Annotated in this window: 18 protein-coding genes, 1 tRNA gene and 2 pseudogenes; 6 read left to right on the top strand and 15 right to left on the bottom strand. The window is 58.5% G+C overall.

What is annotated here, in order from left to right; all coding sequences use genetic code 11:
- The first annotated feature begins 203 nt into the window (after positions 1–203).
- The 3 genes from AC066S_RS37135 to AC066S_RS37125 are packed head-to-tail and all read left to right on the top strand — an operon-like array spanning position 204 to position 2,286.
- A complete protein-coding gene (locus AC066S_RS37135; RefSeq protein ID WP_126261419.1) occupies positions 204–410 on the top strand; it encodes a hypothetical protein in 207 nt (68 codons plus the stop codon).
- On the top strand, positions 407–1,582 hold the full coding sequence (locus tag AC066S_RS37130) for a nucleoside triphosphate pyrophosphohydrolase family protein (protein ID WP_126261418.1): 1,176 nt from the start codon (positions 407–409) through the stop codon (positions 1,580–1,582). Before AC066S_RS37135 ends, AC066S_RS37130 begins: the two co-directional genes overlap by 4 nt.
- Positions 1,579–2,286, top strand: coding sequence for a uracil-DNA glycosylase (locus AC066S_RS37125; RefSeq protein WP_126261417.1), 708 nt, complete (start codon positions 1,579–1,581; stop codon positions 2,284–2,286). Before AC066S_RS37130 ends, AC066S_RS37125 begins: the two co-directional genes overlap by 4 nt.
- Here the strand turns inward: AC066S_RS37125 and AC066S_RS37120 are convergent.
- The 10 genes and pseudogenes from AC066S_RS37120 to AC066S_RS37075 form a co-directional block, all read right to left on the bottom strand.
- Complete coding sequence (locus AC066S_RS37120) at positions 2,259–3,044, bottom strand: hypothetical protein (RefSeq protein ID WP_126261416.1); 786 nt, start codon at positions 3,042–3,044, stop codon at positions 2,259–2,261. The genes AC066S_RS37125 and AC066S_RS37120 overlap by 28 nt on opposite strands.
- Entirely contained in the window at positions 3,016–3,702 is a 687-nt protein-coding gene (locus AC066S_RS37115) for a C1 family peptidase (protein WP_126261415.1), read from the bottom strand. Before AC066S_RS37115 ends, AC066S_RS37120 begins: the two co-directional genes overlap by 29 nt.
- Positions 3,699–4,712, bottom strand: a complete 1,014-nt coding sequence (locus AC066S_RS37110; protein ID WP_126261414.1) for an ImmA/IrrE family metallo-endopeptidase — start codon at positions 4,710–4,712, stop codon at positions 3,699–3,701. Before AC066S_RS37110 ends, AC066S_RS37115 begins: the two co-directional genes overlap by 4 nt.
- Before the next feature lie 3 nt (positions 4,713–4,715).
- Complete coding sequence (locus AC066S_RS37105; RefSeq protein ID WP_126261413.1) at positions 4,716–5,087, bottom strand: helix-turn-helix domain-containing protein; 372 nt, start codon at positions 5,085–5,087, stop codon at positions 4,716–4,718.
- Complete coding sequence (locus AC066S_RS37100; protein WP_126261412.1) at positions 5,084–5,428, bottom strand: hypothetical protein; 345 nt, start codon at positions 5,426–5,428, stop codon at positions 5,084–5,086. Before AC066S_RS37100 ends, AC066S_RS37105 begins: the two co-directional genes overlap by 4 nt.
- An 88-nt stretch (positions 5,429–5,516) precedes the next feature.
- Positions 5,517–6,793 (bottom strand): annotated as a pseudogene (locus AC066S_RS37095) (AbiJ-related protein).
- Positions 6,794–6,818: 25 nt separating this feature from the next.
- Positions 6,819–7,114 (bottom strand): annotated as a pseudogene (locus tag AC066S_RS37090) (integrase); the annotation flags it as partial.
- 6 nt (positions 7,115–7,120) lie between these two features.
- Positions 7,121–8,062, bottom strand: coding sequence for a restriction endonuclease (locus AC066S_RS37085; protein WP_126261411.1), 942 nt, complete (start codon positions 8,060–8,062; stop codon positions 7,121–7,123).
- Positions 8,059–8,508, bottom strand: a complete 450-nt coding sequence (locus tag AC066S_RS37080) for a PIN domain-containing protein (protein WP_126261410.1) — start codon at positions 8,506–8,508, stop codon at positions 8,059–8,061. Before AC066S_RS37080 ends, AC066S_RS37085 begins: the two co-directional genes overlap by 4 nt.
- Entirely contained in the window at positions 8,505–8,807 is a 303-nt protein-coding gene (locus AC066S_RS37075) for a hypothetical protein (protein WP_126261409.1), read from the bottom strand. Before AC066S_RS37075 ends, AC066S_RS37080 begins: the two co-directional genes overlap by 4 nt.
- Positions 8,808–9,340: 533 nt before the next feature.
- Between AC066S_RS37075 and AC066S_RS37070 the strand changes: the two genes are divergently transcribed.
- Positions 9,341–10,999 carry a recombinase family protein gene (locus AC066S_RS37070; RefSeq protein ID WP_126261430.1) on the top strand — a complete coding sequence of 553 codons (1,659 nt, stop codon included), beginning with the start codon at positions 9,341–9,343 and terminating at the stop codon, positions 10,997–10,999.
- On the opposite strand, the gene AC066S_RS37065 is transcribed toward AC066S_RS37070, so the two are convergent.
- Positions 10,956–11,059 (bottom strand) — tRNA-Met (locus AC066S_RS37065). The two genes, AC066S_RS37070 and AC066S_RS37065, sit on opposite strands and share 44 nt — an antisense overlap.
- 652 nt (positions 11,060–11,711) lie before the next feature.
- On the opposite strand from AC066S_RS37065, the gene AC066S_RS37060 reads away from it, so the two are divergent.
- Together AC066S_RS37060 and AC066S_RS37055 are read left to right on the top strand one after the other, a co-directional pair.
- Complete coding sequence (locus tag AC066S_RS37060) at positions 11,712–18,119, top strand: non-ribosomal peptide synthetase (RefSeq protein ID WP_235884925.1); 6,408 nt, start codon at positions 11,712–11,714, stop codon at positions 18,117–18,119.
- 3 nt (positions 18,120–18,122) lie between these two features.
- Positions 18,123–19,577, top strand: a complete 1,455-nt coding sequence (locus tag AC066S_RS37055) for an MATE family efflux transporter (RefSeq protein ID WP_126261406.1) — start codon at positions 18,123–18,125, stop codon at positions 19,575–19,577.
- 534 nt (positions 19,578–20,111) lie between these two features.
- Here the strand turns inward: AC066S_RS37055 and AC066S_RS37050 are convergent.
- The 4 genes from AC066S_RS37050 to AC066S_RS37035 all read right to left on the bottom strand — a co-directional run.
- Positions 20,112–20,831, bottom strand: a complete 720-nt coding sequence (locus tag AC066S_RS37050) for a hypothetical protein (RefSeq protein ID WP_126261405.1) — start codon at positions 20,829–20,831, stop codon at positions 20,112–20,114.
- Positions 20,832–21,365, bottom strand: a complete 534-nt coding sequence (locus AC066S_RS37045; RefSeq protein ID WP_126261404.1) for a hypothetical protein — start codon at positions 21,363–21,365, stop codon at positions 20,832–20,834.
- Positions 21,366–21,728, bottom strand: coding sequence for a ParA family protein (locus AC066S_RS37040; protein WP_126261403.1), 363 nt, complete (start codon positions 21,726–21,728; stop codon positions 21,366–21,368).
- On the bottom strand, positions 21,695–22,188 hold a 494-nt coding region (locus AC066S_RS37035), incomplete at its 5' end, for an AAA family ATPase (protein WP_478271852.1). The genes AC066S_RS37040 and AC066S_RS37035, both read right to left, overlap by 34 nt.

The following is a 22,188-nucleotide window of genomic DNA, read 5'->3' as shown; positions in this document are numbered from 1 at the left end:
AGCCTTGACGGCAGCACACCGGATCAAGCCTACTTCACCCCGCTGCCGCTCCGCACGGCAGCCTAACCCCGGCAGAGGCTCCACTTATCGACGCGGATATTCTGTTCAGACAACCGGGGCCAGCTCAGTCGATCGCTGGCATGCACAAAAGTTCATGATTTCATCTCATGGTGGTTTCATGAAATGTCTGATATTGTGGTTTCATGAAAACCGCTTTTGCGCAATCCTCTAGCGAGGTCGATGAGTACCTGCAGATCCAGGTGCCGTCGGTGACGAAACACCATCTCGAAGTCCGGGCTGCAGAGACGCGCGAGCCGATCCGGGTCGTCGTCCTCCGTGCGCTGAAAGCGTATGGCGTGACTGTCCCCGACGAAGCAATCTCTGATCGTCGAAAGAGGCGGCCAGCATGACGGACGAGTTCACCCCACTCACCGTTCAGGACTATGTCTCGCAGGCGTTGACCACCGACCAGCGCAGCGACGGCGGATCGCTCACGTTTCCGCTGCTCGGTCTGTTTGGCGAGACCGGCAGCCTGCTCAGCGAGGTCAAGAAGAAACAGCGAGATCGAGCCTCGTATCTCGGCTATGCAAGCGCGGTCGTCGAGGAATTGGGCGACGTGCTTTGGTATCTCACGGCGTTTGCCGCGCGCGGCGGGCTGTCTCTCGGCGATATCGCTGGAAACCTGGATCGGGGTTATGCGGACTGGCAGCGTGCCGCTGATGGCCCACTTTCATTCGCTTCCCTCCAACCCCCGATAATGACTCGCCGCGCAGAGCCGACACAGGCGTTTGAGAAGACGCTGCTCCAGCTCGCGGGAGAAGTCGGCTTGCTGATGACCGATCACGAAGCTGGGCGCCTGACGAATAACCAAGCGGCCTTGGCGGGGCGCCTAGTCGCGATCATGCGAACCTTGATTCAGGCCGCGAACGAGGCGGGTGTGACGCTCGAGGCGGCGGCGGTCAAGAATTTGGGCAAAATCTTCGATCGGTGGCCTCGCGAGCGTATTTACCCAGCACCGCTCGACGAGTCCGCGGAGGCTGAAGAAAAATTGCCCCGCGACCTTTATGTCGACGTGTTTGAACGCAAAGTTCGCGGTCAGACCTATGTGTTCCAGCGCTGCAACGGCCTGAACATTGGCGATCGTCTCACCGACAACGCCATGACGGCCGATGACTACCGCTTTCACGACGTCTTTCACTACGCTTACGTGGCGGTTTTGACTTGGTCGCCCGTCATCCGCGCTCTCTTCCGTCTTAAGCGTAAGAGCGATCCCAAGATCGATGAGGCACAGGACGGAGCGCGCGCCACGCTGATCGAAGAGGGCGTCGCGACATGGATATTTGGCCAAGCCGCGGCCCTAAATCTCTTCGCCGACGTGAAGACTGGTGAGTTGCCGTTCGACATGCTCAAGCACGTCCGCCAGTTCGTCGCCGGATATGAAGCTGAGCAACTTCCGTTGTGGCTTTGGGAAGAGGCGATCTTGCAAGGCTATGCCGCCTTCCGCTTCCTGCGCGAGCATCGGCGCGGGCGTCTTCACATCGATACGAATAACCGCCGCCTCACAATCGAGAAACTATCTTGAAAACGCCGAAGTCCTTTGCCCAAGCGCTCGCCGAAACCCGCTTACCTTCGGTGTTCAATCCATACGCCGATTGTTGCTCGACTTACGACCGAGCAGATGCCGCGCGCGTCCGTCGGCGCAATCTTGTGCGCTGCCTCGACGCGGCTATAGCTGCGCACGTCGACACGATCTGGATCGCCCGCGATCTGGGCTACCGCGGAGGCCGCAGGACGGGTGTGCCGCTGACGGACGAAGTCCATTTGGCCCAAGCGGCGGCGCTCATGGGCGGGATAGAGCTGGATCGTGCAACAAGAGGCCCGATGGTCGCGGAGCGTACCGCCGCCATCGTCTGGAGCGTGCTCACCCGAATCGGCGAGCCCGCCGTGTTGTGGAACATATTCCCGCTCCACCCGCACGAGGCTGATGACCCCTTCTCGAATCGCTGCCACACTAGGGCCGAACGGGAAGCCACGTGGCCACTGCTTACGGCTCTTATTGCGATGATCAAGCCGCGCCGGATCGTGGCAATCGGCCGCGATGCGGGCATGGCGCTAAACGGCCTCGATATAACGGTCAAGATCGTCCGCCATCCGAGTTATGGCGGCCAGGCTGAGTTCATCTCAGGCGTCAATCACATCTACGGCCTCACAGCCGACGATGACGATGGCCAGACGATCGAGCTTCCCTTCCCCGACACTCAAGCCGCGAGAGGGGCTGCTGCCTGATCGAACTTTGCGATCATCGCGCTGATATCGGACCGGCTGGCGGGCTTTCCGTTGCGGCGGGGTTGGTCGATTTCGGCATGGGTGGAAATGATGGTGAGCGCGCCAACCTTGAGGCCCGCCTCATGAGCGACAAAGTCCATTAGGCGGCCAAGACCAATCAGGTTACCCAGCAGTTTTTCGATGTAGAAGTGATTGCGATACATCGCGGTCAAGGTCAGCGTCTTATTTTGTGGGCCAGGTATGACTTTGAAGCTCATGAAACTTAGGCACTGTCCGCCATAAGGCGAATTATCGACATCCCTGACCGGATCGAACAGCGACAGCTCGAACTTGTTCAGGGCCCGCACGTCCTCGTTTTTTAGGCGTTTCACGATATCCCAGAGCTGATTGGGCGCATCACCCTCGACCACCGGATATTGAATCATGCGCTCGAAATAGTAACCGGACCAGCGTTCGCTTCGCCGAACCTTCTTCAGAATATTGTCGCGAAAAATATCGAAGAAGGCAGGTGCACCATAGCGGCGATAAAGACCGGCGGGAAAAATGGTGTTCGCCACCGTCTCCACGGACTTCTCGTAGGGCGAGAGAAATTCGTCGACGACCGCGATCCGGGGGTCCGCCAGCGTCGCATGGGCGATCGGATCTGCGATATCGATGATCACGTTGTAGGCCGCATGGCCCTGCTGGCCATCAACGGCACGCACGGCTTCACGCCATGCGCTCGCGCAGTCAGGCTGCGATGGGATCGGCAGGTACATCGACCTCCTCCAATAAGGTTGCGGCCGCATAGATGCGTGGGCCAAGGAACCGCTCCGTGAGCCAGCCGTAGCCCGCATCGCCCCAGCTCGGCCCCCAACTATTACGCACCAAGACGGCACGCTGGCCGTCGACCTTCCCGTGGCCGACTGCAATGACGGCATGGCGTCGGTCAGGTTCCGGTTGCTCGCCGGGCGCCGGATCGACGACACCCTGAGTGCTCCGTTGATAGAAGGCGCGCGACAGCATCGTCAGGACAATCACAGGACGTCCTTGATCCAATTCCTGGATGACGCGGTCGATCGAGTAGGTGGCGGTCGCGCCGTTACGGCCGAAACGCTTGCCGATCTCGCGGGGCGGCGCCCATGACGCTGGCTCCGCGGGTGTTGCCGATAGATAGGGCAAACCGCTCTCTTCGGGTTGTCCGTCCTTGCGGAGCGCCTCCAGCATCGAGGACAAGAGCGCGCCGGTGTTTGGCATTCGGCCGGCGCGCTGTTGCGCCTTATAGAAGGCATATTCGCAGGACAATGGCGCCCAGCCATCACGTAGAGCCGCATGTGCATCGCTCGCCGCGAAGGCAAGGCAGGTAGGGCGCGCCCCTTGATTGCGGGCATCGCCGAAAGAAGGCCGCAGATCGACCGAAATCGTAATGTCGCTCATGCGGCCTCGAGCAGCCTCCGCCGTTCGGCGCGCGAAAGCCCTTCTTGCTCAGGACCGGTGAGGTCGACGTCCACGGCAAGGGTCGCAAGCGGCGGATCGGGATCCCATGGTCGCCGTTCGTCGAGTGCGAGCCGTCCGCGATAGGTGTCTGGTGGCGTTGCCGTCACGCGCCTGATGACAGGCCCGCCGACGCCGTCAGCGTCAATCGCCTGCAGGTCATCGCGAACGACGGCGAACCCGCTCTCCTTGAGCTGATCGATGTCCCAGAGATAGCCTCCGCCGCTGTGTTCTTCGAGCCGGAGGACAAACAGATCGTTGCGGCTCCCGTCGATGCGCACTCCTGCGTCGCGCTCGGTGAGTAGCCAGACGTCGCCGCGGTAGTCTTGCGGCTGGTAGGCCTCAAGCAGGGCAACTTTCATCTCACGCGGCTGGGTCTGAAGAAGCTCCCGGGCCTGCGTCGCCTGGATGAATCTGTGGCGGGCGAGCGTCCAGCAAGTCGCCTCATAACTCGCGCCGATCCGCAACGAGAGCTGGTAGACCGCGCTTGGTCGCCGAAAATCAGGAACGGTCCAGCCCTGGCGAGCCGCATGCCAAGCGACGAGCCAGCGCGGCATCATGAATTCGACCGCGAATGCGTCGGCCTCAACCTCCTGAAAGTCGCCGGTCGGCTGCGCTTGCAGCGGCATCCGACGCAGAATGCTTTCGTCATCGAGACTGGGCTGATGCTGTAGGCGGAAGTGGCCGAGCTCATGGGCCGCAGTGAACCGTTGGATGCTCATCGGACGCTGTGTCGTAACGAGGACGCCAGGCCCAGGATCGCTCAGATAAGCACCGAGGAGTCCTTGCAGGGGCCGCACGAGTAAGGGCAAATCGAGGGCGTGGATGGCGGCGAAGACATCGACGTTGCCGCCGGCCGCCTCGATCTGCTGACGTAGGTCAAGCTGCTGATGCAGCCGGGCCGCGGCCATCGTGCCAGCGCGAACCGCGCTCGGATAATCCGCGGCCACCATCGATCAACCTCGTGCGGCGCGCGACCGAGCACGCAGGTATTCGGCGAAGCGTCCAAGCTCGGTGCGGTCCTGCTCGGACAGGTCGGCCGCCCTGCGCGCGAGGTGGGCCACGTCGATGGGCAGGCTCGCCGCAGCGTCTTCCCCGGTAAAATAGCCCACCGGCTGACGGTACAACTTAGCAAGCCGGGCGAGTTCGATAGCCTCGACCCGGCGCTGACCGTTCTCGATATCCGTCAGGGCGGTTCGCGGGATCTTCAAATAGGTTGCGACCTCTTCCTGCTTGAGGCCTAGATACTTGCGAGCTTCACGTAGTCGATCGCCCAGGAGCCGGCGCGCCTCGTCATCGTTATCGTGATGAACTGCGAGTTCGGTCATGATTGCGCTCCTTTCTTCTTCGTCCACTCTTTCTCCAAACGGGGGAGAAGCTGGCCGAGTGCGCTGTCGACCGAAGTGTATCCGCCTGCCCGGACGACGCTTTCAGGCAACTCGAACCCGACAATCGGTTCAACTGCGCATAGGATTGAAACGACCACCAACGAGTCCACGTGAACGGATGCTTTGGCGATATCTGCCGGCGCCGTGGGCAGGGCCATGCCTCTAATCGACGCCTCGATCTTCACGGCCTCGACCAGTTCGTCGCGGAGTTTCGCCTCGACGGCGGCCAAGGGAAACGGCGCAATCTTGACGGGCGGCGGGGCGAGTGTGGTGGTTACCATCTCTGTGTCTTTCTAGGACCTGTAGCCAATATAATGTCTGGTTTTCCGACATGCAAGGGTTTTCAATATCTTCGGTCGAGGGGCATGCTCAGCGCCCGACACGATGCAGACGGAAAAGCTTATCGAAAAAATCGGCGATCCTCGATTCAGCGCCCTCGCCGACCAACTCATTTGCTCCGAATCGGTAGACTTCGTACCCAGCGAGCCGCAGCTCGCGGTCGGCCGACACCATGTCGGCATAGACCTTCAACGACGGGTGGTCGTTCTCGGAGAAATGATGCTTTCCATCCACCTCCAGCACGATGCGTTGGCGCCCCGGGAGGAGGAGCAAAAAGTCCATGCGCTGGCGCGGAAGCGGAAGGCGATGGCGCAGGGTTTTTACGACAGCGGGATCGTAGTGCAGATAGACCTGTGGCAGGAGCGCGGGTAGCGCCTCGCCGAGGGCAGATCTATAGGCCTTGAAGTAGGTGGCGAAGAGCTTGCGTTCCGCGTCTGAAGCCAAGGATTCTTGAAGGCGCGCGCCGAGACTTGCTGCATTGGCCCCAGGTGCGACGTCGCTCCACCAAGCGACGAACTCGGACCAGAGCAAGCCATTCGTGCCGATCGGCCGGTCGTAGACCAGGCAGCTCTCTTCGCCGGAGAGAATGACGATGTCGTTGTTGATGGCGTCGGCGAAACCGATTTCCGGCTTGGGTCCTCGCGAGGCGAAGATCAAATTCTTGGGCCGACCACCGACACCACGCACGAGAGGACGGAAGGCAAAGATCGAGTGACCGGAGAGTTCACTTTCCTGGGCCAGCTCGTATCCGTCACGCGCAAGGACCTTGTTGAGGGCCGTGACCATCTGCAACTGCTCTTCTCCCGTCCGGGAGAGGGGGTGAACAGCTTCTTGAGCAACGCCCCGAATCGGGCTCTGGAGCAGTCGAAGGCGCCGATTTCGCCGAACAGATATTCAACCGACCAATCACCGGAATTTCGATCCATGTGCTGAGCGATCTGATCGCGCAGGCTTCGACCGTTGGTTCCGAGGAAATCTTCAATGGGCGTGGAGAGAGGGAAATAGCGTTCCACCATCTCCACCGTGCCACGCTCGCCGGCGAGGTCATCTCCGAAGATTCGCGCGACGTCGCGCCGGGTGATGTGGGTTAGAGGCGGATCGCCCGCTTCCAGCACCTTGCGACCGGCCTCGTCGAGGGGGATATCCCCGCGCTTAGCCGCAAACTTCAAGGCCAGCCGCGCTAACTCCTCCTCGGTAAGGTTTGCGAGCGCGAGGTCGATACGCTGGCGCTTTGAGAGCCCCTCGCCGGTTGGAACGACCAGCCCAGCGATTCGTAGCGGCGCCTCGCTCAGCTCCGCGTGGGTCATCGACTGCAGCACACCGGCGATAAGGCTATGAAGGTTGGTGGACATCGAGCAGCTTGGCGGCAAGGCGCTCCTCTTCTGCGCCAAGCCTCTCCTCGCCCCGTGCCTTCCGGAGGAAGCGTGCGAGGGCGGCCTCACGAGAGTCGCGATCGAGCGCGTACGCGGACTGTTTGAATTCTTTCCCGTCGGGAGGGCCCTGGATATAGCCTCCGATCGGGTCGGCCGCCATGATCAGGGCGGTGTCGAGTGTTTGGATATATTTACCGGTGACGGAGCGCTTGGCATGACCTACCAGCGCCGCCATCTCACCTCTGTGAAGCCGAGGCGACGTCATTCTAGGACTACGTTGAAGGAGGGATACGGCCGCCGGAAAGCGGCTAGCACCCGATCGCGCGCCCGATCTAATTCGCGAGCTGCTCTGTCGGTGAGCATGAAGGTTGGACAAGCGGGATTGCCACAGCCGCAGGGCCTGATTTCGCCGGAGGACAGCAGCGTTTTGAATTGGCGGCGAAGCTGATCCAGTTCACGGACGGTCAGCTCCAGAGCGCTGCGGATCCCGGCGTCGCGAATGTGATGAAGCGACGGAAGTCGATGGATTTCGATGCCTTCGCGCGTTTGCCAGATGCCCGTGCTGAGAACGCGAATAGTGTCGTCGATTGCCTGCTGGAAAGCGGGAAGATTGCTCTCCTGATGAAACGGTGTTCGGAAAGCTGGACGATCAAACGCACGGGCGAGCATGGCCAAGGCCTGCTCGTCGTCGATATCCGGGAACTGGTCAACAAAATTACGCAGTTCCGTTTCTGTGTCGGGAAACGGAACGCCCTCGACGAGGCGCCGTAGGAGGAATTCGGCTCGAAGCCGGAGATGTTCCTCAAACTCCGGGCCGGACCAGATTGCCACTTTAGGGACACCGAGTTTCGTGGCTGCCGAGCGAACCTCGTCGCGACGTTGGGCTGAGACACGACCACGGCACACGAACTTGAAAGCGTCAGGTTTGCCGGTCGTCGCTTTGACCGCGGCTGCCATATCCTTCTCGGCCTTTGCCTGGGTCAGGCTACCGCGATTGACGCATTGAATGACAGTGCGTTCGTCCGGCTGGTCGTCGAACGGACGTGTGCCGATGATGTCGCGCCCTTGGTCGCTTCCCGTCTGGCCGAACCAAGCGAGATCAGTCCAGCCATCGCAAAGGTGATAGGCGAACACGAGGCGCTCGAACTCGGTGCCGCTGAAATCCTCGAAGTGAATCGGCCGGACCGTTCGGGTTATCGTCACCTGCCTACCTCCTGGCTCGCGGAGCTGCGGAGCGGGTTGATAATCTGAACGTCCTCGAAGTCCTTTTCATTGTCTGTGACTACGACGCAATGGTTGGCGTCTGCGATCGCAGCGATGATGGTGTCGAGCGCGCTTCTGGGGCGTCCCTTCGCCTTCCGACCAGCCATAAGACCGGCCCAGACGAGGCCAGCTTTCTCGTCAAACGGCAGGACGCGGCCGGCGAACAGCGCTTGCGGACCTTCGGGGCCGGCGAACCAGGCTTCAAGGGCGCTGCGTTTCTTGCCTTTCGGTTTCTCCAAGATGCCTCGGCGGATTTCGGCGACGGTGAGCGAGGCAATGAAGAGGTCGTCGTCCTTCTGCGCGCCCATCCAAGCCAGCAGCGAGTCTGACGGCTCCGGCTTTATGACGTTGCTGATGATATTGGTATCAAGAAGATAGCGCGTCACAGATCGACCTTACGCCCGTCTTCTCGCGGCCGGCTGAGGTCGAGATCCGCGCCGACCAGTGGAGAGCGACGCAGCGCGGCGAGAATGCCGCCCGCTTTCGGAGGCTCACCCGCCACTGCTTGCTGTATGGTCCGGCGGAGCTGCCCGGCTTCTGGACCGTCCTCCGTCAATTTCCGGGCAAGGCGCCGGAGCAGATCGCGGTCAGCGTCGAGCGCCTGGATCTCGAACCGCGCGATGCCACGCTCAGTCAGACGGGACCGATAATTCTCGAGGGCTCTCTTCTGTGCGTTGTTGCTCATCGCGCCCCTCCATGCTATATCCAGATATATAGCCATGTTATCTTTGGAGCGCAAGGCTGGTGGAATTGTCATCGGTCCCAGCAAATAGAAATGGCCTCTCCGATCCACCGGGGGGTGTCACCGTGGCAAGACGCCTTCCTTCCAAGGGAGGCGATCGCTACGATGACGGTCGATCGGTGCCCCGCCGCTACGCTGCCACCCGCCGACACCCGCTCTGATGCGCCACAAGCCATTGATTTAGAAAACGTTTTTATCTTGCTAATGCGTCGTCGCATGGCATCGTTGTCGCGAAGCGGTGTATTCCGTGCGAGGACAAGGACGCGATCGTGGCGCGACCGAGACGTACAACAGCCGAAAAACTTCGTGTGGTCGCCGACGCGGCCCGCGAACCGGCCGTGCCTGCGCCGTCGAAGCCCGATCCTCGTCTCATCAATCTGGTCCGGCTGCTGGCCCGCCAGGCCGCACGGGACTTCGTTCAAGCCGAAACAGACAGCCGGACGCGAGACCGCCTCCCGGAGTAAGGAGGTCGCCTCGTGAAGGTCGCGCTCTACGCCCGCTACTCATCGGACAATCAGCGAGACGCCTCGATCGAGGATCAGCTGCGGCTCTGCCGCCTCCATGCCGAGAAGCAAGGCTGGACCGTCGTCGACAGCTATACCGATCGCGCAATCTCCGGCGCATCGCTCCTGCGCCCCGGCATTCAAGAGCTGATCAGTGACGCGACGCGCGGCAAATTCGTCGTCGTGCTCGCAGAGGCGATGGATCGCCTGAGCCGCGATCAGGAGGATATCGCCGGACTGTTCAAACGTATGGCGTTCAGCGGAGTGCGGATCGTCACACTGTCGGAAGGTGACGTGACGCATCTGCATGTCGGGCTTAAGGGCACGATGAACGCGCTCTTCCTGAAAGACCTGGCTGACAAGACGCGCCGCGGGCTGCGCGGCCGCGTTGAGGACGGTAAGTCCGGTGGCGGGCTGTGCTTCGGCTACGACGTTGTGAAACAGTTCGCGGCGAATGGCGAGCCGATCCGTGGCGATCGGACGATCAACGAGGCGGAAGCCGTCGTCGTGCGCCGTATCTTTGCAGACTACATTGCCGGCAAGTCGTCCCGCGCGATTGCCTTTGAGTTGAATAAGGAAGGCGTGCCTGGGCCGCAGGGCGCCGAATGGGGACCCTCAACGATCCACGGCAATCCGAAGCGCGGCGTCGGCATCCTCAACAACGAACTCTATGTCGGCCGCCTCGTCTGGAACCGGCTTCGTTATCTGAAAGACCCAGATACGGGTAAGCGGGTGTCGCGTCTCAATCCTGAATCTGAGTGGGTAATTCAGGAGGTGCCGGAGATGCGCATCATCGACCAGGAAGTCTGGAATGCGGCGAAGGCCCGCCAACAATCGCTCGCCTATGAGACGTCTGAGCCTAGCGAGAATGCATTGAACGAGCGGCGGCGGCCAAAACATCTGTTTGCCGGTCTTGTGAAGTGCGGCTGCTGTGGCGGCGGTTACACTATGATCTCGAAAGATCTGCTCGGCTGCGCGACGTCGCGGAACAAAGGCACTTGCGACAACCGCTTGAATATCCGGCGCGATGCGTTGGAAGCCTCGGTGCTCAGCGGCCTCCGGACGCATCTCATGGAGCCCGAGCTCTTCAAAGAATTCTGCGACGAGTTCACCCGCGAAGTGAACCGGCTGCGGATTGAGCGCAGCGCCGACATCATCAGTCAGCGCAAAGAGTTGGAGCGCGTCCAGCGGGACTTGGATAGAGCGATCCAAGCCATCCTGGATGGTGTACCTGGCGCTCAGCTCAAGGACAAGATTGGTGGTCTTGAAGCCCGCAAGGCCGAACTGACCGAGCTGTTGGCAAATGCAGAGGAGCCACCGCCTCTTCTGCATCCGAACATGGCGGAAATCTACCGCCAGCGAATCGCCACGCTTTATGAGAGCCTGCAAAGCGAGGATGGCAAGGCCGAGGCGGCTGAGGTGTTCCGGACACTGGTCGATCAGGTAACGCTCGTACCCGACGAGGCCGAGCTGGCGATTGTGCTGCGCGGCGACCTGGCTGCGATCCTGCGGTTCACCGCCAACAAGAAAAACCCCGACGTCCTTTCGGAAGCCGGGGTTTTGGGTGCCTTGCTTTCGCAAGAATCGTTGGTTGCGGGGATAGGATTTGAACCTATGACCTTCAGGTTATGAGCCTGATCAGCGCCCGGTTCGTGCGTGCGATAGGTTCGCTGGAGCCTGCCGTCTCCAGCGTGGCCCGAGTACATCCGTCGGTGACAGAAGCATAATTCGGCGACAACGCTTCCCATGCCCGCATGATGTTGGCGGTCGTCAAGGTATCGCCGATCGGCAAGATCGCTTCGGCTCCGCCATCGATGCCAATGACGCCAGTCTGCAACGCGCCAAACGAGCCGTTAAGATAGAGTTCGCCGCCTGCGAACACCCGACCGGCCTTGGCCGCGTAGCTGGTCTGGCGGTGGTTACGGTAAAAAGTCTTTCGTCATGCAAGCTGTGTCGCGGGGGAGGGGGGCAGCCCGCCCTCGATCGGTTGGTGGTGGCGGCTCGAGGGCCGGGAAAGCGGACAATTACGATAATCACAAGCCATGACCAGCCTGTGGTCGCGTTGATTGCGGGTGCCATGCAGACGTTGGCGGGTCCTCTACAAGAGCAGGTAGGTGCCAAAGTGGACGCGCCGTCCTAGCGTCCTCCTGTTCCTCTGCCGATCACCGAGCCAGAAGCGAACACCGAGAAGCTCATACGGACAAAACCTTACGACGTGCGGAATCAGGGTGGCTGCGCATGCACACCTCGTTGACGAGCTCCGGCGCTCCGATTTTGGCGCAGATGAAGGCGACGAATGGCGGGGCGCGCGACTACGCAAAATCAATCAGCCAAGGAGCAGTCCATGGAGCGTCAACCGGTTGACGCGATCACGGCGATCAATCGGTTTGCCGGTTCGGATCCGAAGAGAGTCGCGCTGAGGCACGGCGCAGACGAACTCACATATGAGGCCCTACGATCAAGATCGGATGCCCTTGCAAAGACCTTGCGAGAGCAGGGTGCTCGCGGCGGGGTTGTCGGCTATTGGGGAGGGCGGGACCTCGACTGGGCGACGGCGGTTATCGCAATTTTGAAAGCTGGATCAATGTACCTACCGCTCGATCCTTGGCTGCCGGCTTCCCGTACATCATTCATGATCGAGCAGAGCCGCTGCGCTTTGTTGATGGGCCGAGACCGACCGGCATTGCTCAGCCTATTCCAGGAGAGCAGCAAAGCAGCTCCTCAATTCGTAGCTATAGAGGCGGCCCTGCGCCGGGGGCAGACCTCGTCTGTTGTGCCATCGCCGAACGTGGATGGACTTGCCTATATTCTGTTTACGTCTGGTTCGACGGGCCAGCCTAAGGGCGCAATGATCGAGCGCGCTGGCCTAAACAATCATTTGGCGGCAAAGATCGATGCCTTAAGTCTCACTCGGACGGATTGCGTCGCGCAAACGGCATCGCACTGCTTTGACATTTCGCTTTGGCAGCTTCTTTCAGGGCTTTGCGTCGGAGCCTCTACATCAATCATCGATGATGCGACACTGAGATCGCCGTCATCGCTCCTTCAAGCAATTCAACGATGCGGCGCTACGGTCGTCCAATTCGTTCCGTCGATGCTGGCAGTGTTTGTTGAATATCTGCAATCGCTTGCCGCGGCAGAGCGAGCCATGGATGGCTTGCGGATTATTTCTACGGTCGGAGAACCTCTAACGCCCGGATTGGCGCGTGCGTGGCTTGCCTTGTATCCCCGCGTTTCCATTCTCAATCATTACGGGCCGACCGAGTGCGCCGACGGCGTGACGCATCATCTGGTTGCCGTCCCGCCTGCGCTGGCTGAGCCTTATGTGCCGATCGGCAGGCCAATTCAAAACGTTGAGGTTTATGTCGCGGACGGACCACGGCTCTGCAATGTAGGAGAAGTCGGCGAAATCTGTGTTAGCGGCGTCGGTGTCGCTGCCGGTTACGTCAATGATCATGTCCGCACCAAGGATGCGTTTGGGCCAAACCCGTTCTCAAGCGACCTGGCCTTCCGGCGCCTATATCGGACAGGTGATCTGGGGCGCCTCCGTTCCGACGGCCTTTTGGAATGTCTCGGCCGACGGGATCGTCAGGTCAAAATTCGTGGGCACAGAATCGAGCTGGGAGAAATCGAAGCTCGTTTGTCCGCTCATCCCTTGGTGCATGGAGCAGTCGCAGTCGCCTCTGTCTGCGCAGGTGTAAAGCTTACGGCGCGAGATATCGCTCGGGCGGAGGCGCAAGCCGATTCGCGGCGGCTTTTTGCGTATGTGACGGCTCCAGCTGAACTGGCGGAAAGCGACCTTCAGAAGTTCCTTGCTGAGGCACTCCCCAGCTACATGCTTCCGGAAAGAATCATTCGCGTCAGCAGTATTCCACTGACCGGGAACGGAAAGGTCGACTTTGCAGCATTGCCTGACCCGGGGAGTGTTCGGCCCTTATTGTCAACGCCGTTCGAGGAGCCGCAATCAGACCTCGAAGTCCGGCTACGTCAAATCTGGTCCGGCATTTTGCGTATCGAGAACATAGGTGTGAATGACCAATTCATAAGCCTCGGCGGAGACTCGCTCCGCGCAATGCTTATATTGGGACAGTTGCAGACCTTGCTCGGAGTGAAAGCGGATTTCAGACTGGTCCTGAATGGCACAATTCGATCTCTTGCCGCTTCGATCGAGGCTCGGACTGAGCGCAATCCATGCACGACTTTGACGTGCCGAAAGCTAAGCCGATCACCTCTGACGCGTCTCCAGGAGCACCTTTGGTTTCTGGCACAGCTCGATCCATCTGCGCGGAACTACATCATTCAGGGCGGGCTGCGGATTAAGGGCAACATCGATCTGGCTCGGTTCAAGCGCGCCTGGACCGAGGTTATTCATTCCCACCAGGCACTTTCGGCGCGCTTTATCGACGAGAACGGTCCGGTTCAATACTTTGATGCTCCGCCATGCATCAATCTTGAATTGATCGATGCATCTCATCTCACCTCCTCCGACGCTGACGAGCTCATCGCACAGTTTCGGCGAACGGAGCTGAAAGACAATTTCGATCTCGCACAAGGCCAGTTGTTTCGCGCGCGCATGGTCCGGTTTGGTCCCGACAATCATCTCATACTGATCACCGCTCACGAAATCATCCTCGATGCCTGGTCGATTTCTGTTCTGCTCAGAGATCTTCAGCAGAGATATTTAGATGCCGCGGCGCCTTGGCCAGAGAACCGTGCGTCACTCTCGGGCTACGCGGCGTGGGAGAAACAACACGTTTCTCCACAGGCGCTGGAGAACCAACGTCACTATTGGCGTCGTCAGATTGGTGATGATCCGCCGGTGCTTTCGCTTGGAAGGGCGCGCCCGCAAACAAATTCATACCGCGGCGGCTCGCATCCAGTGCTCCTTGGCGGCGATCTCTCCAGTCGGGTAAGAGAATTCGCGCGGCAAAATAGCTGCACCACCTCGACAACACTGCTGGCGTGCTTTCAGCTGCTGCTACGAATGTATAGCGGTCAGGACGATATTGTCGTCGGCATGCCACACGCTGTACGGGACCAACCTGCCAGCGCTGACATCATTGGCTTTTTCCTGAATATGCTGCCGATCCGAGCCGCGATCGATCCCGGTCAGTCCTTTGCTGCTCATGCCAGGCGCATCCAGAGCCTGGTCAGCGATGCCATCGCAAATTCGGCCTATCCATTCGGATGGATGGTCAGGGACACCAGGTTATGTCGCGAACCGGGTCGATCACCGATCTTCCAGGTCATGTTCAACATGTACTCCGAAGCCGCCGAGCCACTTGGTCAAGACGAGTTGGCTCTGACATTCCGCGAGTACGACACAGGCTATGTCAAATTCGACTTAACACTGTACGCGCAAGATCAGGGCGATGAGATTGCGCTCCAGCTGGCGTATGCGGAAGACATATTCTCGAGTGATCTGGCTGTCCGCATGGCCAACAATCTGCGCTGTCTGATTGCCGCCTGCGTCGACAAAGCGCTTGCGCCCATTGAGGAACTGAGCTGCCTTAGCGCCGCAGACCTCACTATACTGGATTCGCTGGATGGGTCGATCCAGCGATATGAATCCGAATGTCCGCTTGCTGAAGCCTTCGAGCAGATCAGCGTCTCTAACCACGGCAAAGTAGCATATTTTGGCGAGTTCGGGGAGGTCACGTTTGGCGAGCTGCGTGAGCGCGTAGCAGCTATCCGCTCGTTACTGCGGGAGATGAAGGTGGGGGCCGGCGATCTGGTCGCCGTGCTTGTTGACCGGTCGCCGGACGTTGCCGCTGTCATGCTTGCGGCGCGAGGCTTGGATGCTGTTGTTGTGCCGATAGCGCCGGATTATCCGCATGATCGGATCCAACATATCCTGCGAGATAGTAAGGCAAAGCTCTTGGTTCACGCGAATATCACGGAGCCTGGGTTTGAGATACCTTCGATTTCTCTGTTGGCCTTAGAAACATGCAAATTGCCGAGGGATGATTTCGCGCCTAGCGACAGACCGTTAGATCAGCGAATTGCGAACCTCATATACACGTCCTCCTCCACAGGTCGGGCGAAGGGGGTTCTTATACCGGAAGCGGCCATTCTCAACCGGCTGAACTGGATGTGGCGGTGCTTTCCGTTCGATGACACCGACGTCATGGTTGTCCAGAAGTCCGCCTGCCTTGTTGCGTCCGCTTGGGAGTATTTTGGTGGGCTTCTGAGAGGTGTGCCTACGCTGATCCTCACGCAAGGACAGGTGCTAGATCCGGATCTGTTGTTGCGCAGTTTGGCAAAACATCGCGTGACACGCTTATTTGCCTCTCCGCCAGTCCTGTCCGGTCTCATTGGGTCCCAGGAACGGCAACCGCAAAGTACCGCCTTGAGATTGGTCACAAGCAGCGCCGAACCGATGCCTTCCTCGCTGCCCGCTCGCTGGCGTGAGGCTTTTCCGGGCGTACCGTTGTGGAACTTCTATGGTGCGACGGAATGTGCGTCCAATGCTGCCGTGCACGAAACATCGGACGCGGACGACAGCTCGGCGCTTGTCCCAGTGGGGCGGCCAATCGACAACGTCAAACTCTACGTGCTCGATTCACGGTTGAAGAGAGTGCCTGTTGGAGCCCCCGGCGAACTGTGCATCGCAGGCCGCTGTCTGAGCGCTGGGTACTGGCAGGATCAAGATCGGACCGACCGCCGTTTTGTGCCGAATCCGTATGATGGCGGACAATACAACGTGCTTTATCGAAGTGGGGACATCGCGCGCATCTCAACCAGCGGCCTCGTTGAGATTTGCGGCCGATCGGACAACCAGATCAAGGTGAGGGGCTTCCGCATCGAGCCGGAAGAGGTCGAAGTTGCCCTTGAGTCTCATCCGGCAATCGCAAAGGCCGCGGTCTTCGCAGAAGGCATCGATGACGATCGCCGCTTGACGGCGAGCGTGGTGCCCGCTCGCAAGAATCTCAGCTCCGGAGAGATTCTTGCCCATCTGCGCGACAGGTTGCCATCCGCCATGGTTCCCGCAGCCTTCAGGTTGGTTGACAGTGTTCCCCTGACGGTGAGCGGAAAGATAGACCGTATTCGCCTATCCTCCGTTCCATACCGCGAGATAGAAACCAGTCCATCTGCCGAGCCTCGCACCAGGAACGAGCGAGTTCTTGCTCGAATCTGGGAGGATCTATTAGGCGCCAAGGGGGTGGGAGTTGACAGCAGCTTCTTTGATATCGGCGGCGATTCTCTTCTGAGCGTGCGTTGCGTCACCCTGGCGTGCAAAGCCGGGCTGAATCTCACCGTCAACCAACTTTATCGAACGCCGACCATCAGGGAGTTGGCGGCCGGGGAAGCGGAGGCGGCACCCCACAACGTCGCTTCCGCGGACAGCTTGCTGCCTGTGCCCCCCATTATATCGTTTTGGAATTCTCTTCTCGGCTTTGACGAGCATTTTAACATCGGCGATCTGTTCTTCTTGCGCGGTGGCATTCTGAACATCAAGATCCTGAACCGCGCTCTTGCCCATGTCATCGAGAAGCACGAAGGCCTCAGGCTGCGCGTTGCCCGAACCAAAGGTGGACTTCGGCTGGGGATTGGGCCTTGTCCGACCGAGCGCATCGTGGAGGAGATCGATCTTGTCCGGATGAGCGGCCCAGACCAGCGCAGGACAATCGAGATCGTCTCGGCAAAACGTCAACACATGTTCCGGTTTGACGGTCACACGCCTCTTGTTCACGTCGCGGCCTTCCGTACTTCGGAAAGCGGCGATTACTATCTGCTGGTGCTGATGCATCATTTCGTAGCGGATGGAATGGGCTATCGGCTGTTCCTGGAAGCATTGGAGGGCGCATACCACGCTCTTGCTGCAGGCCATGATGTGAATGGCCCTGAGACTGTACAAAGGCTCTCTTCCTGGTTGAAGCGCCTCGAGCATTACGCGGACAGCGAAGCACCAGACGAACTCAAGTACTGGGAGGATATTGACTACGATCAATTCGACTTACGTGTCAGCGACGCCTCATCGCGCGACACGAGTGTTGCCGAAGGAAGCGCGAGAGAGATTCACGATGCAAGTCTCGGAGGTCGTCGGGTGGATGCGAACGGCCGTTCGCGGGTAGATCGGGCCAAGTACCATCTTGAGATCGACGGGGAAGCGACAGCGGGTCTCCTTAGTATTGGAGCCAGATCAGCGCATTGTCAGGACTTTGATGTGTTTCTTGCTGCCCTGTCCGGTGCGTGTGGTGCCCTGTTCGGCAACTATTCGCTCTGGATTGATAGCCTGACCTCGGCACGAGGTCGGCTGTTTGACGACTTCGATCCATCTCAGATCATCGGCCTTATCAGCGAGCTCGTTCCGCTTCCATTGAAGCTCACCGGAAGAGAGTCGCGTTCCGACCGCGCTCGTCTAGTATACCGGCAGCGCAATGCGCTGCCGCGTGGGGGAATAGGTTTTCGGGCCCTGAAATTCCTAAACCGAGATCCAGCCTTGCGGTGTCGGCTCGATCGCCTGCCACTTCCCAGAATTGGGGTGAATTATCGCGCCGGTTTGCAGCGCCATTTCGCGCGCCGTTTTCTAGACACAGACCCTTGTCCGCTTTCGATCGGCGAACACATGCATCAAGCTGCGGCGATCCACCTCTTCTGGTTCGAGGTCGGATATCAATCCGGTCGTCTACAGATCGACGCCACTTATGATCCGAGCATGGTCGATTATGAGGCGACCCGCCATCTTTGCACGGTCTTGCAACAGGAGCTGATGCAGACGATCAATGAATTCGTAGAGAAGACGGCGTGAATCATGGATAAGCGCAATGCGGAGCTCGTCGTCAAAAGCAATCGCGATGCGATGCCGAAAAAAAACCGGCACATCGATCTATCGGACCAGAATCTCCCAAGCCTTCTCCTGCGGCTCGCCATTCCATCCGTTATCGGCTTGTCGATCAACGCAGTACAGCAGCTCCTTAACGCGATCTTTGTTGGCTCACTCGGCGCGCAGGCGATTGCAGCCGTCAGCATGACGATGCCGCTCATTGTCGTGCTCGCGGCCGTGGGAGAGGGGATCGGTGTGGGTACTGCCTCCTTCATATCTCGTCATCTTGGTGCTGGTAATGAGTTAGAGGCATGCCGAGGTGCTAGTACGGCGCTCGCGCTCGCCGCTCCCATCGGGGTGATTATGACCATCGCCCTGTTGGTGACCCTGCGAGACATCTTCGTCGCACTCGGGGCAACCCCAACCATCCTGCCCATCGCGCTCGACTACGCCACGATCCTCTTGCCGGGATCTACTTTGATGCTCCTAAACATCGTCAGTGGCTTCATCGTAAGAGCTGAAGGCAATACACGATATAGTATGTGGACGATGCTGACCGCTTTCACATTGAACGCCTTGCTTGATCCTATTTTCATTTTCTTGCTAGGCTTGGGTGTGCAAGGCGCAGCCTCAGCGACACTGATATCACAGATCGCCGCTATAAGCCTCTACATCGCGTATTTTACCGAGCGGCTCGGCACTGTGCTCGTCAGCATATCTCAGGTCTCGTTGCGGGTAGATCGTATCAGACAGCTGGCGCTCATTGGGGCGCCGGCGATGACGACAAGTATCTTAGCCGCTCTTGCCGGTATGTTCCTGTACAGAGCTGCTGCGCGGTTCGGTGATGATTTCATCGCGGCGGTGGGAATAGCTGTAAGAATTTTGACGATCGGCGCGCTGCCTATCACCGGCTTCTGCATCGGCTCTCAAGCTGTCCTGGGGTTCGGTTGGGGCGCGCGCGACTTTGCCCGGGTAATGAAGGTCGCGAAGTTTATGATCTCTATCACCGTTACGCTTTCCGTTGCGTATTCCGCAGCCGTTATCGTTTTCGCCCGGCCGTTGGTCGGGTTGTTCAGCGATAGCGATGATGTCACAGAAATTGCCGTCTCGAGCTCCATCGTCTTTCACCTGTTTTTTGGATTTTACGGTATTCAGAGTTTCGTGACGACAATGCTTCAGTCGATGGGGAGAGCGCGCCTTAGCGCGGTGGTCTCTTTCGCCAGGCAGGGGTATCTCTTCATACCGGCCGTACTCCTATTCCCTGTTATATCGGGGTTCAGTGGATTGTTGGTCAGTCAAGCCGTTGCTGAGCTCGGCGCTGGAATGATCGCGCTATTCGTCATGTTGCGCCTGTTCGCTGAGTTCAGGCGAGGGGAATTAGCGCATTCCGCCAGGAATCGAGAGTGCTCCTTGGTCTCATCAGGCATCATCCCGACCAAGTGATACAATCCAAAGCGAGCGCGGCGTGCGATCGTGGTGCCTGGATTGGCGGCAAGGTCAGCCCTTCAAAGATCCAATGTGCGATCAGCGAACGAGCAGAGTACGCTTGATGCTGTTACTCAAGCGCGTCTTGACGGCTTATCTGGATTGGTCATTTCGCTAACAAGCTCTTGATCTCCGCGACAGCGGCATCGCATGTAGTGATGCTTTTACGGGCATTAAGCGATTTGGAGCCACTGGCGGCTTCGTTGCTTCATTGCGCGGTAGGCGCGAGAGCTCTTGTGAGAATTTACCGTGTCATTGTGAAGCTCGAGACATCCTTAGCATCTCTACTTGCGGTGCCGCTTCCGCTGACGTCACGATCGTGGGGCATTCTCCTCCTCTACGAAGGGGCGATCATTGATGCTGAAGATGGCGTCAACGAAGTGCCGGCCTCAGTCAGTGCGAAACCTTGAAGCGGCCGTTGCACACGCAGAAAAAACTGGCAGTAATCCAGCGATCGGCGGCTGAAAAGCGCGTTCTTGACCTCTCTGGAAGCTACTCGTGGTCGCTCCAAACTTCGCGAGCATTGCGCGGCATCGATCTTAGGATCGCTCTTCTATCTTCAACTGCAAATTTTCGTACGGCCTCAGCATGGAAAATTGCTAGGAGGAAGTTTACCGCTGCTGTCATCTTGCGGAGACACGAAAGCTCGGCCGCGGCTGTCTGGTCGTCGTATTGAAGTTTCTTGAGCGCCGTTCGCATCTCGAGGTCTCGAACGCTGCGTCCATGCACTCCGCCGGAGAGATCCTTGTACAAGCTAATCAGTTGCTCGATTGCAGCAACTTTGCGTTCTGTCTTAACATATTCAGGGTGGCGCTTCGCGTAACTTGCCAATTCGTCAAAAGGCAGAAACCACTTTTTGTCGCTATTCATGTAGCCGAATTCAATTGGATGGTCTGCGAAGTAAATGTGTCGAAGGACATTTTCAATGATCCCTCGGATGAGCAATTTTGCTGTTTTGCTGTAGCCCATCATGATTTGAGGCAAGATCTGCAACGCATCTGAAGCAATTTCTTCAATAAAAACCTTCGAGTGCTCCGGAAGTCCTTTCAGCCTAAAGCGCCACAAGATGAGACTGTATGTCAATTCGTGAATATGCCGGGCATTTACGAGCAATGTTGCAGAGGGGGAGTGGCTCACGATCTGCTTTTGCTTAAGATAAGCGACAACGTCCTCGAAATCGCCGGCGATGACGTTGATAGGGCCCTTCGCCATCTACAGCTCCAGACCTTTGATTATTCTCTCCCATCTGGACAAGAAGCTTGCGCGATCACCTCGCGCGGGAGGCCGGCTGTTTATGTGTGCGAGCGCTTCTCGCATCGATTGCTCTAGAGCGCGCTGTGCACGTGGATCGCTTTTTTCAACGTACTCAACAATCCGGGCGGCGATGTCGCTACGCGCCATCTTTTCGAAGCTATATGACCGCATATCCGGGAGCACGCGGGCTGCAAACCGGGCCAGGTCTGAGTTGCGAGGGAAGAACTTCTTCTCCCGCAGCAAATCAAACAGATGCATCTGCGCGATGCGGCTGTGCTTGAACGAAAGCGGGGACGCTGACCGTTCGCCGGCTCCTGTCTCTGCCCTCCGGGCAAGGTGCAAATATTCTTCGATGATCCGCGACAACGACGGGTTTTGATCTCTTGAGAGGCTCCGAAATTCTCGCAGGTCGTCGATCGTATAGTTCGCGGGAACATCGAGAATTTTACGTTGAAAATCGAGCCAAGCCTTATGTCTGTTCCGCGGTGCCACTCACTTCTCCGTTCTGCGGACAAACTCGGCGGTTATGTCCAGCACTTGCATTCGCAGTTTTGAGGACGCTTTCTTATACAAAAACACCGGTTGGTGCTCAGTAACAGATTTCGAAACATTGGTTGAGTGGCTTAAGTAATCCATGAAGACGTCGCCCTTCCGCTCTCGGCGGATTTGATCCATGACGGATTTCATAGCTTGAGGGACGTTGCCGGTCACCATCGTGAAAACCATGCCGACTTGCGCCAGCTTGATGCCATTGTCGTCGGTGAAGTCCTCGATATACCGCTCAAGCAGAGGGAGCCCGACGACAGACAGCCAATCTGGCTTTAGCGGAACAAGGTATTTGTCACTGGCGAGCATGGCAGCCTGTGTGAAAAGGAAATTGTCGGAGGGCAGTCGATAATTACGTAGTCATACCTCGACGCTCTCTCTTTCAAATAAGCCTTCAGTCGCTTCTCGGCGCCGCGCGGCGTCATTTCGGCTTCAATGATTGAGAGGTGGTTGGGCAACAAATCGAGACGTCCTCCCTTTCCGTGTTTTCCCGTGAAGATCTCGACTGTACAATCCGCGAGATTCATTTTTGCTTTGCTGATCGGTTTCGCAAGACCGGTTGTGGTGCTTACGTTGCCCGGGGCCGCGGTATGAAAATGTCCTTCAGTGTTCCTTTGTTGGCCTTTATGTGGGCGAGGTAATGTATCCCTCCATTGAGGGCCGCCTTGTTTGACGGGCGCGATGGCTGCAGGTCCTAGGGGTAATCCTAGGAGAAGCGCTATGACGATTTCGAGGGCGGAGGTGATCACATCGGTCGAGCGGCGGCGCC

The organism is Bradyrhizobium sp. CFUWI (assembly GCF_056429085.1).
Note: the sequence above shows the minus strand (reverse complement) of the source record. Positions and strands in the feature narration are given on the sequence as shown.